We start from the raw sequence: 12,573 nt of genomic DNA on the forward strand, positions 1-12,573 counted from the left end.
GAGCCGGCCCGGACGCGATGAAACGCAGGTCAGAGGGTCTCGTCGGTGGGGGCCACCGTGAGTTGCCGGCCGGAAGTGGCTGGCCTGGGAGCCCGGATCACTATCCAGGCCGCCGTCGGCGGTGGTAGGTCAGAAGGGGAAGGTCCGGTCCTGGTCGCGTACGGTGACCCACTGGAGCTCGCAGAACTCCTCGGCGGCGAAACCTAGCCCGAAACGTCCCCAGCCGCTGTCCTTGACGCCGCCGAACGGCATGTGCGGCTCGTCGTTGACCGGCTGGTCGTTCACGTGGACGATGCCGACGTCCAGTTTCGCCGCCAGTCGCAGGCCGCGGCGGCTGTCACCCGTGATGATCGAGGCGGCCAGGCCCAGATCCGACCGGTTGGCCCGGACGACCGCCTCCTCGGCCGAGGCGACGGCCTCCAGGATCACGACCGGCCCGAAGGTCTCGCCGTGGGCGATCTCGGCCTCGTCGGGGACGTCGGTGAGCACGGTGGCCGGATAGCAGGGCGGCCGGGGGACTCCGCCGGCCAGGATGCGGGCGCCGAGTTCGACGGCCTCGTTGACGCGGCGGTCGAGGAGGGCCAGGGCCCACTCGTTGATGACCGGCCCGACGACCGTCGCCGGATCGCGCGGGTCGCCCGTCGGCAGCGCCGCCACCTTGGCCGCGAACCGCTCGGCGAACTCCTCGGCCAGCGGGTGTTCGACGTAGATCCGCCGTGCGCACATGCACACCTGTCCTTGGTGGACGAAGGCGCCGTAGGCCGCGGCGTCCACTGCGTAACCGACCTCGGCGTCGCCCGCGACGATGAGCGGGTTCTGGCCGCTGAGCTGGAGCACGACGCGCTTGAGGTGCCTGCCCGCCTTCTCGGCGAGGCGCCGTCCCGTCGGCGTCGACCCGGTGAAGTTGATCCGCTTGACCAGGGGGTTGGTGAGCATCGCGTCGCCGATGTCGCCGGCCTCGCCCGGGGCGTGGGTGACGACGTTGAACGCGCCGGGGGGCAGGCCGGCCTCCTGGAGGAGCTCCGCCCAGAGCGCGCCGCCGGTGTAGGGGGACTCCTCCGAGGGTTTCAGCACCACGGTGTTGCCGAGCGCGAGCGGCCCGATGGCCGCCCGTCCCGCCAGGGCGAGTGAGGCGTTCCAGGGGGCGATCGCGCCGACCACTCCCACCGGGCGGCGTACGGCCATGGCCTGGGTGCCCTCGATGTCCGACGGGAGCAGTTCCCCGGTCGGCCGGTACGCCAGCTGCGCGGCCTGGCGGAGGAGCTTGAGGGCGAAGTCGACCTGGACGCCGCCGAAGTGGCACCCGCACCCGGTCTCCACCGCGAGGGCGTCGAGGATCTCGGCGCGGCGCCCCTCCAGGAGGTCGGCCGCGCGCAGGAAGATCTGCTGGCGTCGCCAGGGCGACTCCCCGGCCCAGCCGCCGAACGCCGCGGAGGCGGCCTCGATCGCCCGGTGCGCGTCCTCGCCGTCACCGGCGGCGATCTCGCCGAGTACCTCGCCGGACCAGGGGGAACGGTTCGGATACCAGCGTCCGGATCCGGCCGGCGCCCAGTCGCCACCGACGAAGTGCTCGACGCGCGCCTTCCGGCAGCCGCTCGCAGCACGGATCGCCCCGCTTCCGGTGCCCCCCGCTCCGGCCATATGGCTCGATCCTCTCTTTCGCCTCGTCTCGTACGGCCACGCCGCCGGACGCGGGGAGGCCACCTGTGCCACCCGGTCGAACAGCGTTCACCCGATCGAGCCTGTAGTCAAAATGGTTCGAACAGGTGGAACGAAGTCACCATATGCTGACCCCCGTGACCGATGACGAGTCCCCCCGCCCGCGCGGCCGCGCAACATCCGACCCCTCCGGTTCCTTCTCCGTGTCCCTGGAGCGGGGGCTGAGCATCCTGTCCGCCTTCACCGGGAACCGCTCGGTGCTGGGGATCGCCGACCTGGCACGGGCCGTCGGCCTCAACAAGAGCACGACGCACCGGTACGTCGCCACCCTGACCAAGCTGGAGTACATCCAGCAGGACCCGGAGACCAAAAAGTACTTCCTCGGCCCGCGGGCGATCGACCTCGGGTTCGCGGCGATCGACTCCATGGAGCTCACCCGCGTCGCCGGACCCCTGCTCCAGACCCTGGCCGACGAGACGGGGTTCACGGCCAGCATGGGGCTGTGCGACGGACCCGACGTCGTCTACGTGGACCGCAGGCGAAGCGGCCGGCGCAGTTCCCTGGCCATGGACCTCAACCTGCATGTGGGCTCCCGGCTGCCCGCCTACTGCACCGCGATGGGCAAGGTGCTGCTGGCGTACCGGGACCCGGCGGCGCTCAGGCAGATCCTCGACCGCACGGACATGGCACGCCGGGGGCCGAAGACGATCACCAACCGGGAGCAGCTGACCGCCGCCCTCGCCAAGGTGCGGCAGAGCGGCGTCGCGGTGAACGACGAGGAACTGGCCCCGGGGCTGCGCTCGTTCGCGGCCCCGGTGCGGGATCGTTCGGGCGAGGTCGTCGCGGCGGTCAACGTCGCCGTTCACCTCACCGTCGCGCCGACCACCGTCGAGGCCCTGGCGGGACGGGTCGAACCGCCGCTCCGGCGCGCCGCCGCCGAGATCTCCAAGCGCCTCGGATACCGCCCGCAGTCTTGAGGCGTTCCAAACACGCAAATCGCGTTCGAACTTCCGGAACACAGTGTTGCTCTGGTGTTAACGGGACCGTACGGTCGGCTCAACTTTCCGCCACCCGGATGTCCGTGCCGTCTCCCAGTCGCGAGGTGGCCGAACGAGTTCCCCCCAAGGCAACACAGAGCAACGCGGTGTCCCACAAAGAGCGCCTCCGCTCGGACACCGTCAAAGAAGGAGTTTGGCGTGAGCGACATCTCCATGGACGGCCTGGGCCGCCGTTCCTTCCTCAGGGCGGTCGGTCTCGGTGCCGCGGCCCTCGGCGGCGGCTCGCTGGTGAGCGCCTGCGGCGGGCTGAAGGGCACGGGCGGTTCCTCGTCCGACGTGCTCAAGATCGGATATGTCAGCCCTCAGACGGGCCCGCTGGCCGGCTTCGCCACCGCCGACAACTTCGTGGTCAAGCAGATCCAGGAGGCGTTGCGGAACGGGTTCACCTCCGGCGGCAGGAAGCGCACACTCGAGATCGTCGTCAAGGACACGCAGTCGAACCCCAATCGCGCCACCGAGGTCACCCGGCAGCTGATCAACAGCGACAAGGTCGACCTCATCGTCGGCTCCTCCACGCCCGACACCACCAACCCCGTGGCCGATCAGTGCGAGGCCAACGGCATCCCGAACGTCACCACGATCGCTCCGTGGGAGGCGTGGTTCCACGGCAGGGGCGGCAAGCCGGGCGAGGGTTTCAAATACACGACGCTGTTCTTCTTCGGCATGCAGGAGTTCGCCGACTGCTTCTTCCCGATGTGGGAGCGCATGGACGTCTCGAACAAGAACGTGGCGTCCCTGTGGCCCAACGACACCGACGCCAACGCGTTCCGCCGGGGGCTCGGCCCGATGATGGAGAAGGCCGGCTACACCGTGGTCGACGGCGGCGCCTACCAGGGCGGCGCGACCGACTTCACCGCGCAGATCGCGAAGTTCAAGGAGTCGGACGCCGAGCTGTTCACCTGCACCCCGATTCCCCCGGACTTTCAGACCTTCTGGAAGCAGGCCCGGCAGCAGGGCTTCCGGCCGAAGCTGGCCACCGTCGCGAAGGTCATGCTGTTCCCTTCGGAGGCCGAGGCCCTCGGTGAACTCGCGAACAACATCGCCACCGACTTCTGGTGGAGCCCCGCCCACCCGTACACCTCCACCATCGACGGCAAGAGCGCCAGGCAGCTCGCCGACGGCTTCGCCGCGGCCACCGGCAAGCAGTGGACCCAGGCCCTCGGCTCGGTCTACTCCCTGTTCGAGATCGCGGTCCAGGCGTTCAAGGAGGCGAGCGACCCCAAGGACCGCGACGAGGTGGCCGCCAAGCTGCGTGGTATGAAGATCAACTGCATGAGCGGGAACCTCGACTTCACCGCGGGCCCGCAGCCGGGCATCGCCATCCAACACCCGGTCGGCGGTCAGTGGCGCAAGGGCGAGCGCTTCCCCTGGGACGTCGTCATCGTCGACAACTCGGCGAACAAGGACGTCCCCGTCGGCGGCGACCTGATGCCCACCAACGCCTGATGGCCTCGCCACTGCTGCACCTCGACGGCGTCACCAAGAGCTTCGGCAAGGTGACCGTCGCCAGGGAGCTGACGCTTTCCGTCCAGCCGGGTGAGGCGCTCGGGATCGTGGGGCCGAACGGAGCCGGAAAGTCCAGCCTGTTCGCCATGATCTCCGGTGACCTGCGCCCCGACAGCGGCGCGGTGTGGTTCGAGGGGCGGGAGGTCACCGCCGTACCGCCGCACGCCCGCACCCGGGCCGGCATCGGCCGCACCTACCAGGTGCCCCGGCCCTTCGAGCACCTGACCGTGTTCGAGAACGTGCTGGTCGGCGCCCACCAGGGCGCCGGGCTCAAAGGCAGGCAGGCCTGGACGCACAGCATGGACGTGCTCGACGGCACCGGCCTGGCCGACCTCGCCAACACCCCCGCGGGACGGCTCACCCTGCTTCAGCGCAAGCGCCTGGAGGTGGCCCGCGCCATCGGTACCGCGCCCCGGCTGCTGCTGCTGGACGAGGTCGCCGGCGGGCTGACCGAGCCGGAGGTGGTCGAACTGGTCGAGGTGGTGAAACGGCTGCACACCGAGGGCCTCGGCATCGTCTGGATCGAGCACGTCGTGCACGCGCTGGTGAAGACGGTCGGCCGGATGGTGTGCCTGGCCGGCGGCGACGTGGTCGCGGACGGCGAGCCGATGGCGGTGCTCGCCGATCCGAAGGTACGCGAGCTCTACCTGGGCGGCGGCCCGGAGACCGGCCTGACCGACGAGGAGGGCTCATGACACTGCTGTCGATCCGCGACCTCACCGTGCACCACGGCCGGCTCCGCGCCGTGGACGGCCTCAGCCTGGACATGGAGAAGGGCGAGGTGCTCGCGGTCATCGGCGCCAACGGCGCGGGCAAGTCCACGCTGCTGCGCGCCCTGGCCGGGCTCAATCCCCCGACGTCGGGGAGCATCCACTTCAAGGGGCGTGACATCACCCGCTTCCCCGCGTACAGGCGCGTGCCGGAGGGGATCGCCCTGGTGCCGGAGGGGCGGCGGCTGTTCCGCTCCCTCACGGTAGAGGAGAACCTGCTGACCGGGGCGTACCGCAGGCGTCCCGGCCCCTGGACCGTGGCCCGGGTCTACGAGCTGTTCCCCTGGATGGCCGACCGGCGCAGGCAGAACGCCGCACAGCTGTCGGGCGGCGAGCAGCAGTCGGTGGCCATCGGCAGGGCGCTGCTGTCCAACCCCGACCTCCTGCTCATCGACGAGCTGTCGCTGGGCCTGGCGCCGGTGATCGTACGCCGCATCTACCAGGTGCTCCCGGACATCGTCGCCGGCGGCACCACCACGCTGATCGTCGAGCAGGACGTCTCCCAGGCCCTGCGGGTGGCGGACAGGGTGCACTGCCTGCTCGAAGGCCGCTCCGTCCTGCACGGACGTCCCCAGGACCTGACCTCGGAACAGGTCGAGCACGCGTATTTCGGGATCGGAGCGGCGCCGGCCGAGACCGTAGGAAAGGGACGAAACTGACATGGGTTGGCTCAACGCCGTTATCCAAGGGCTGCTGCTCGGCGGGCTCTACGCGCTGTTCGCGACCGGGTTGTCGGTGATGTTCGGCGTCATGCGGATCGTGAACCTCGCACACGGCGACCTCGCGGTGGTCGCCTCGTTCCTGGCGCTGGCCCTGATCGGCGGAACCGGGCTCCCCCTGTGGTTCGTGCTGGTCGTGACCGTGCCGCTGTTCGCCGTGCTCGGCTACCTCACCCAGCGGGTGCTGCTGCAACGCAGCCTGTCCGCGGGGCCGCTGGCGACTCTGCTGGTCACCTTCGGCCTGTCCATCGTGCTGCAGAACGTCCTGCTGGAGATCTTCTCCGCGGACACCCGCACCCTCGACGGAGGCTCCTTCGCCACGGGCTCGTTCGAGCTCAGCGGCTCGATCTCCGTCGGCTACCTCTCGCTGACGACCTTCCTGCTGGCCTGCCTCGCCCTGGCCGGTATCCAGCTGTTCCTGTCGCGCACCGGCCTTGGCCGGATGCTGCGCGCCTCGTCCGACGACCGGGAGACCGCGAACCTGGTGGGCGCCGACAGCCGGCACGTCTACGGCATCGCGACCGCCATCGCGTTCGCCACCGTCGCACTGGCCGGCCTGATGTTCGCGATCCGCTCCTCGTTCGACCCCGCGATCGGCCCCTCGCGGCTGATCTTCGCCTTCGAGGCGGTCGTCATCGGCGGTCTCGGGTCGCTGTGGGGGACACTGCTCGGCGGCATCGTCCTCGGCGTCACCCAGTCCCTGGGGGCACAGATCGACCCCGCGCTGACCCTGCTCGCCGGCCACCTCGTCTTCCTCGCCGTGCTGGCTTTCCGGCCGCAGGGCCTGCTCGCAGGACGGACCGCATGACCATCTCCCAGATGCTGACCGCACGCGCGGCGGTGGCGGTGGACGTGAGCCGCGCCGCCCGTTCCTCCCACCTGTCGGCCGTCGTGATGCTGATCGCCGTCGCGGCGCTCGCGGCGCTCCCGTTCCTGGTGTTCAGCACGGTCACCGACACCCTCGTCAACCTGTTCGTGCTGGTCGCGCTGGCCGGCATGTGGAACCTGCTCGCCGGGTTCGGCGGGCTGGTCTCGGTGGGGCAGCAGGCCTACATCGGCATCGGCGCCTACAGCGTCATCGCGCTCGCCGACCTGGGCGTGCAGCCCTACCTCGCGGTGCCGCTGGCCGCGCTCACCTGCGCCGTCTTCGCGCTGCCGACCTCGTGGCTGGCCTTCCGGCTGCGCGGCGACTACTTCGCCGTCGGGACCTGGGTGATCGCCGAGGTCTACCGGCTCCTGGTCGTACGGGTGGACAGCCTCGGCGGCGGTAGCGGCAAGGGCCTGACCGGGCTCTCCGGCATCGACCAGGTCCTGCGCGGGGCGCTGACCTACTGGACCGCGCTCGTCCTGGCACTGGCCACGATCGCCGGATGTTATCTGTTGCTGCGGGGCAGGCTCGGCCTGTCGCTCATGGCCGTACGCGACGAGGAGACCGCCGCGAGCTCCGTCGGGATCGACGTACGGCGGGCCAAGCAGGTGGTCTACCTCGTCTCGGCGATCGGTTGCGGCGCGGCCGGCGGGGTCATCACGGTGAGCTCGCTCAGCGTCAACCCCGACGCCATCTTCAGCGTGCAGTGGTCGGCGTACATGATCTTCATTGTCGTCATCGGCGGCATCGGCTCCATCGAAGGTCCCCTGATCGGGGCGGTCGTCTTCTTCGGGCTGCAGCAGCTGCTGTCCGACCACGGCTCCTGGTACCTGGTGCTCCTGGGCGCCATCGGCATCGCGGCGGCGCTCCGGCTCCCGCGGGGGTTGTGGGGGCTGGTGCGTGACAGGACCGGTCTGAGCCTGTTCCCCGTCGGCTACTTCGTCCGGAAGCGGGACACCGATGTCGTCTCCGGTTGAGACGGTCGCCCGTACGGCGACCGCCGCCTCGGCCGCCATCGCCCGCGGTGAGCTGTCGCCCGCCGAGTCGTGGCTCAACGCGTACGCGACGGTGACGGCCGGCGAGGCCCGGGCGTGGGTGTCGGCGCTCGCCGCCGACGGTCCGCACGGTAGAGCGGCTGATCCCGCCGCTGTCTTCTCCCAACGTCCCCCCGAGTCTTGAGGAAAGAACGCCATGAAGGTGACCGCCGCCGTCGTCGACGAGCTCCACGGACCGTTCCGCATCGAAGAACTCGATCTCGACGAGCCCGGGCCGGGCGAGGCGCTGGTGAAGATCGTCGCCTCGGGAATCTGCCACACCGACGAGATCACCCGGCACGGGGACCTGCCGATGCCGTTCCCCGGCGTGCTCGGCCATGAGGGAGCCGGGGAGGTCGTGGCCGTGGGCGACGGCGTCACCCGGGTGCGGCCGGGCGACCACGTGGTAATCGGCTGGCCGTCGTGCGGCGCCTGCCGTAACTGCCGCGACGGCGAGCCGCGCTACTGCGCCCGCCTCGGGGAGGCCCTGTGCGGAGGCGGGCGGCTGCTCGGCCCGCGCGCCGGGCAGACCGCCCTGCGCCGCCCCGACGGCTCACCGGTGCACAGCCACTTCTTCGGCCAATCGTCGTTCTCGACCTACTCGCTCACCTGGGCCGACGCCCTGGTCGTGGTCCCTCGGGACGCGCCGCTGGACCTGCTCGGCCCGCTCGCCTGCGGCATCTCGACGGGCGCGGGGGCGGTGTTCAACACGCTGAAGCCCGGCCCGGGGTCGAGCCTCGTGGTGTACGGCGTGGGCGCGGTCGGGCTGGCCGCGGTGATGGCCGCCCGGCTCTCCCCGGCCACGACGATCATCGCGGTGGACCGGCACCCGGCCCGCCTCACCCTGGCCGAGGAGTTCGGCGCCACCCACACCGTCCACGTCTCCGAGGCCGACCCGGTGGCGGAGGTGCACCGGATCTGCGGCGGGCCGGCCGACTACGCCATGGAGTGCACCGGCGTCATCCCCGTTGTACGCCAGGCGGCCGACAGCGTGGGAATGCTCGGGACCTGCGTCCTCATCGGCGGCGCGCCGGCGGGCGCGGAGTTCGGCCTCGACCACCTGTCGACGCTGTGGGGCAAGCGGGTCGTCGGCACCCTGGGCGGCAGCGGCCGCAGCGAGACGCTCATCGGCACCCTCGTCGAACTGCATCGCCAGGGACGCTTCCCGTTCGACCGGCTGGTGCGGTTCTACGACCTGGCCGACATCGACACAGCACTGCAAGACAGCCGCCAGGGCGACGTGCTCAAGCCCGTCCTGCGCATGAGCCACTGAGGACAACAGGAAAGGACACCCGCTGTGGGACTTCTCGACGACGTCGACTGGCAGGGGAACATCTTCAAGAACGGCGTGTGGACCACCGGGCGGGGAGGCGACTACGCGGTCGTCGAACCGGCCACCGGTGAGGAACTCAGCCGGATGGGGCTGGCGACCCCCGAGGACGTCGCCGAGGCGGGGGAGACGGCCACCAGGGCCCAGCGGGAGTGGGCGGCGATGCCGCACACCGCGCGCGCGGCCGTCCTGCGCAGAGCCGGAGACCTGTGGCAGCGCCACGCCGAGGAGATCAGCGACTGGAACATCCGTGAGGTCGGCGCGGTCCCGGGGATGGCCGGGTTCGCGCTACACGTGGCGGCGGAGGAGTGCTACGAGGCGGCCTCGCTGCCGAGCCGGGCGATCGGCGAGGTCCTGCCGTCGGAGCAGCCGCGGCTGTCCATGGCGCGGCGGATGCCGGCGGGCGTGGTCGCGGTGATCTCACCGTTCAACGTGCCGATCATTCTCGGCATCCGGTCGGTCGCCCCGGCGCTCGCCCTCGGCAACGCCGTCATCCTCAAGCCGGACCCACGCACCGCAGTCACCGGCGGCACGCTCATGGCGCGCGTCTTCGAGGAGGCCGGCCTGCCGCCCGGTGTCCTGCAGATGCTGCCCGGCCGCGCCGATGTCGGCGAGGCCCTGGTCACCGACCCGAACGTCCGGGTCATCTCGTTCACCGGCTCGACCCCCGTGGGCCGCCGTATCGGCGAGCTGGCGGGGCGGCATCTGAAACGGGCACATCTGGAGCTCGGCGGGAACTCCGCGCTGCTGGTGCTCGACGACGCCGACGTGGACGCGGCGGTGAACCTGGCCGCCTGGGGGTCGTTCTTCCACCAGGGGCAGATCTGCATGACGACCGGGCGTCACCTGGTCTCCGCGCGGCTGTACGACGACTTCGTGGAACGGCTCGCGGAGAAGGCCGGCAGGCTTCTGGTGGGTGACCCGAAGTCCGGCGCGGTCGCGCTGGGGCCGGTCATCGACGCGGGACAGCGAGACAAGATCCACCGCATGGTCACGGCGAGCGTGGAGCAGGGCGCGAAACCGGCGTCCGGCGGAACGTACGACGACCTCTTCTACCGGCCGACCGTGCTGGCCGACGTCCCCCTCACCGCGCCCGCCTTCGCCGAGGAGGTGTTCGGTCCCGTCGCGCCGGTCACCCGTGTGTCCTCGGCCGAGGAGGCCGCCGAGCTTGCCGCGGCGGGCGAGTACGGGCTCTCGCTGGGCATCGTGACACGTGACGTGATGCACGGGCTTGCCGTCGCGGAACGCATCCCCACCGGCATCGTGCACATCAACGACCAGACCGTGAACGACGAGGCCAACGCGCCATTCGGCGGCGTGCGGGCGTCCGGCACCGGGGCCCGCTTCGGGGGCGCCGCGGCGAACATCGAGGCGTTCACCGAGACCCGCTGGATCACCATGCGCGGCGAGCCCGCGCGCTATCCCTTCTGACGGCCTCCCCACCACGCGGCCGGCTGGACCCGGGCCGGCCGCGTGCCGCGCCACTGCCTGGCCTCCGGCGGAGGAGTATCTGCCCGTTTGGAGGCGATGTGGGAGGCTCGCGAGTAGGTCATTTGTGGTGATTTGACTACTTTTCGTGGGGAGCGCCGGCGCAGGCATCGCTGACGAGTCAGCGCTCGGGCGCCGGGCGGCGTATGGCGGTGCGGAAGGCGACCGGGGTCGTGCCGGTGCGGTGGTGGAAGTACTTGCTGAAGTTGGTGGGGCTGGAAAAGCCGAGTTGGGCAGCGATGTGGGCGGCCGGTTGGTCGCCGTGGGCCAGCAGACGTTTCGCCTCCAGGATGATGCGGCGGTCGATGAACTCCTTGGCGCCGATGCCGGCGGTGGCCAAGGTGGCGCGGGAGAGGGTCCGCGGTGAGTAGCCCAGTGCCCGGGCGTAGTCCTCCACCTTGTGGCTGTGCGGGAAACCGCGCTCCACCGCGTCGCGGAAGCGCAGGTAGGTCTCCTCCGTCTCCGGGGCGAGGGCGCCGGCGGGTGAGGTCAGGTGAGTCAGACGCAGCAGCAGTACGGCCAGCAGGTGACGGAGCACGGCGATGTGCGCCTCCAGGGGCAGCCGTCCCAGGGCGTTGAACTCGTGCCGCAGGTGATCCGTGGCGGCGGTCAGTGCCCGCAGGTCCTCGCCGGTCGCGGTCCACACCGGCGAGGTGTGGACGTCGTCCAGGCGAGCGATGTCGGCGGTGGCCGGATCGGGGAAGTCCGGCTCGAACAAGATCAAGGTGCCCTCGGCCTGGGTCAGGTCACCCCACTGGTGGACCTGCCCGGGCCGGAGCCAGAGCCACATCCCGGGTGTGAGGGCGTAGTCGGTGAAGTCGACGATGTGCCGCAAGGAGCCGTCGGTGAGCGCCAGCAGGTGGTGGAAGGCGGGCCGCTGCGGCTGACCCGGATGTCGCCCGTCGATACGGGTCCGTAGATCGGCCAGCGACATCACCTCGATGGTGGCAGGGGTGCCGACCGGTGCGGCGAAGGCGACCTCGGGGATCCTCCGCCTGGCGACGTGTCGATTTTTCACCATCATCAGTCACCAGCGTACTCACCATCACCTCAGATCAATCCCTAGTTTTGAAGGTGTCGCCGCGTATCGGAAACGAACCGGTGACGGTTATAGGCAAGACCGTAGGACAAGCGGGTGGGGCACGCGCGGTTGGCGTCCGCCTCGGCACCCGCCGCGACCTTCATCCGGTACGGGAGTCGCATCCCGTCCCCGGCTGTTCAGGCATCCGGCAGCCCCGATAAGAGCCTCCACCGACGACCGTCAATCCCCCAACGACAGGGAGCACATGTCATGACCACCTTGAACGACGCCAAGGCCATCGTGCTGGCGGCCGCCGGCCGGCTGTTCGGTGACAAGGACCCGTCGGCCGTAGACCGCTGGGTCGCCCCCGGCTATGTCCAGCACAGCGCTCTGATCGCCGACGGCCCCGAGGCGCTGCGACAGCTGGTGGCGGACCTGCCTCGGGAGTTCCGCTACGAGGGCGCTCGCGTCATCGCAGACGGTGACCTGGTCGCCCTGCACGGTATCTACCATGGGTTCGGACCTCAGCCGCTGGTCGCCTTCGACATCTTCCGGGTGGAGAACGGCAGGCTCGCCGAGCACTGGGACGGCCTGGCCCCGGTCGCGCCCGCCACGGTCTCCGGCCGGTCCCAGACCGACGGCCCGGCAGAGGTCACCGCGCCGGGCACGACCGAGGCCAGCCGCGCTCTGGTCGGCGAGTTCGCCGAAAAGGTTCTCGTCGGTGCCGACTACACGGTGCTGACCGACTACATCTCCACCGACACCTACAACCAGCACAACCCCGAGGCGGGGGACGGTCTGGACGGGTTCGGCGCGGCCGCGGCCGGTTGGGCCGAGCAGGGCAAGAACCTGGTCTACAAGAAGATCCACAAGGTCATCGCCGAGGGCGAGTTCGTGCTGGTGCTCTCCGAGGGCGAGTTCGGGGTGCCGGTCGCCTACTACGACCTGTTCCGGGTCGAGAACGGGAAGATCGTCGAGCACTGGGACGTCATCGCCCCCATTCCGGCCGAGCTGCCACACGGCAACGGCCTGTTCTGACCCGAGCCTGACGTCCCTTCCCCGCGGTGTGCGTGGGCGGACGGCAGCGTACGTCCGCCTCGTCATCTTCCACAGGAGTCGC

Annotated in this window: 12 protein-coding genes; 10 read left to right on the top strand and 2 right to left on the bottom strand. The window is 70.5% G+C overall.

Annotation, left to right across the window (positions count from 1 at the left end; all coding sequences use genetic code 11):
• Nucleotides 1–129 precede the first annotated feature (129 nt).
• The gene (locus ABT061_RS00250) at nt 130–1,641 is read right to left on the bottom strand and encodes an aldehyde dehydrogenase family protein (protein ID WP_350911053.1); all 1,512 of its coding nucleotides are present in this window, start codon (nt 1,639–1,641) and stop codon (nt 130–132) included.
• Nucleotides 1,642–1,796: 155 nt separating this feature from the next.
• Here ABT061_RS00250 and ABT061_RS00255 point away from each other — a divergent pair, with 155 nt between their 5' ends.
• The 9 genes from ABT061_RS00255 (at nt 1,797) to ABT061_RS00295 (ending at nt 10,375) form a co-directional block, all read left to right on the top strand.
• Nucleotides 1,797–2,636, top strand: coding sequence for an IclR family transcriptional regulator (locus tag ABT061_RS00255; protein ID WP_350911055.1), 840 nt, complete (start codon nt 1,797–1,799; stop codon nt 2,634–2,636).
• A 219-nt stretch (nt 2,637–2,855) separates the two neighbouring features.
• Nucleotides 2,856–4,163, top strand: a complete 1,308-nt coding sequence (locus tag ABT061_RS00260) for an ABC transporter substrate-binding protein (RefSeq protein ID WP_350911057.1) — start codon at nt 2,856–2,858, stop codon at nt 4,161–4,163.
• On the top strand, nt 4,163–4,918 hold the full coding sequence (locus ABT061_RS00265) for an ABC transporter ATP-binding protein (protein WP_350911059.1): 756 nt from the start codon (nt 4,163–4,165) through the stop codon (nt 4,916–4,918). The genes ABT061_RS00260 and ABT061_RS00265 overlap by 1 nt, the downstream gene beginning before the upstream one ends.
• Complete coding sequence (locus ABT061_RS00270) at nt 4,915–5,652, top strand: ABC transporter ATP-binding protein (RefSeq protein ID WP_350911061.1); 738 nt, start codon at nt 4,915–4,917, stop codon at nt 5,650–5,652. The genes ABT061_RS00265 and ABT061_RS00270 overlap by 4 nt, the downstream gene beginning before the upstream one ends.
• 1 nt (nt 5,653) lies before the next feature.
• Nucleotides 5,654–6,520: a branched-chain amino acid ABC transporter permease gene (locus tag ABT061_RS00275; RefSeq protein ID WP_350911063.1), complete on the top strand. Its 867-nt coding sequence runs from the start codon at nt 5,654–5,656 to the stop codon at nt 6,518–6,520.
• On the top strand, nt 6,517–7,557 hold the full coding sequence (locus ABT061_RS00280) for a branched-chain amino acid ABC transporter permease (protein ID WP_350911065.1): 1,041 nt from the start codon (nt 6,517–6,519) through the stop codon (nt 7,555–7,557). Before ABT061_RS00275 ends, ABT061_RS00280 begins: the two co-directional genes overlap by 4 nt.
• Nucleotides 7,541–7,759 carry a hypothetical protein gene (locus ABT061_RS00285; protein WP_350911066.1) on the top strand — a complete coding sequence of 73 codons (219 nt, stop codon included), beginning with the start codon at nt 7,541–7,543 and terminating at the stop codon, nt 7,757–7,759. The genes ABT061_RS00280 and ABT061_RS00285 overlap by 17 nt, the downstream gene beginning before the upstream one ends.
• A 12-nt stretch (nt 7,760–7,771) precedes the next feature.
• A complete protein-coding gene (locus ABT061_RS00290) occupies nt 7,772–8,887 on the top strand; it encodes an NAD(P)-dependent alcohol dehydrogenase (protein WP_350911068.1) in 1,116 nt (371 codons plus the stop codon).
• Between the two features lie 24 nt (nt 8,888–8,911).
• Nucleotides 8,912–10,375 carry a benzaldehyde dehydrogenase gene (locus tag ABT061_RS00295; protein ID WP_350911070.1) on the top strand — a complete coding sequence of 488 codons (1,464 nt, stop codon included), beginning with the start codon at nt 8,912–8,914 and terminating at the stop codon, nt 10,373–10,375.
• 178 nt (nt 10,376–10,553) lie between these two features.
• Here ABT061_RS00295 and ABT061_RS00300 read toward each other — a convergent pair whose 3' ends face one another.
• Nucleotides 10,554–11,456, bottom strand: a complete 903-nt coding sequence (locus ABT061_RS00300; RefSeq protein WP_350911072.1) for a helix-turn-helix domain-containing protein — start codon at nt 11,454–11,456, stop codon at nt 10,554–10,556.
• A 267-nt stretch (nt 11,457–11,723) separates the two neighbouring features.
• Between ABT061_RS00300 and ABT061_RS00305 the strand changes: the two genes are divergently transcribed.
• Entirely contained in the window at nt 11,724–12,491 is a 768-nt protein-coding gene (locus ABT061_RS00305; protein ID WP_350911074.1) for a nuclear transport factor 2 family protein, read from the top strand.
• Nucleotides 12,492–12,573: the final 82 nt, after the last annotated feature.

It is taken from the genome of Streptosporangium sp. NPDC002544, from assembly GCF_040295965.1.
In the GTDB taxonomy this organism is placed as follows: Bacteria; Actinomycetota; Actinomycetes; order Streptosporangiales; family Streptosporangiaceae; genus Streptosporangium.

Bases quoted from the DNA above. Each gene is read 5' to 3' on its own strand.
- ABT061_RS00250 (WP_350911053.1), bottom strand. From the start codon at position 1,641: ATGGCCGGAGCGGGGGGCACCGGAAGCGGGGCGATCCGTGCTGCGAGC.
- ABT061_RS00280 (WP_350911065.1), top strand. From the start codon at position 6,517: ATGACCATCTCCCAGATGCTGACCGCACGCGCGGCGGTGGCGGTGGAC.
- ABT061_RS00265 (WP_350911059.1), top strand. From the start codon at position 4,163: ATGGCCTCGCCACTGCTGCACCTCGACGGCGTCACCAAGAGCTTCGGC.
- ABT061_RS00270 (WP_350911061.1), top strand. From the start codon at position 4,915: ATGACACTGCTGTCGATCCGCGACCTCACCGTGCACCACGGCCGGCTC.
- ABT061_RS00290 (WP_350911068.1), top strand. From the start codon at position 7,772: ATGAAGGTGACCGCCGCCGTCGTCGACGAGCTCCACGGACCGTTCCGC.
- ABT061_RS00300 (WP_350911072.1), bottom strand. From the start codon at position 11,456: ATGATGGTGAAAAATCGACACGTCGCCAGGCGGAGGATCCCCGAGGTC.
- ABT061_RS00275 (WP_350911063.1), top strand. From the start codon at position 5,654: ATGGGTTGGCTCAACGCCGTTATCCAAGGGCTGCTGCTCGGCGGGCTC.
- ABT061_RS00305 (WP_350911074.1), top strand. From the start codon at position 11,724: ATGACCACCTTGAACGACGCCAAGGCCATCGTGCTGGCGGCCGCCGGC.
- ABT061_RS00285 (WP_350911066.1), top strand. From the start codon at position 7,541: ATGTCGTCTCCGGTTGAGACGGTCGCCCGTACGGCGACCGCCGCCTCG.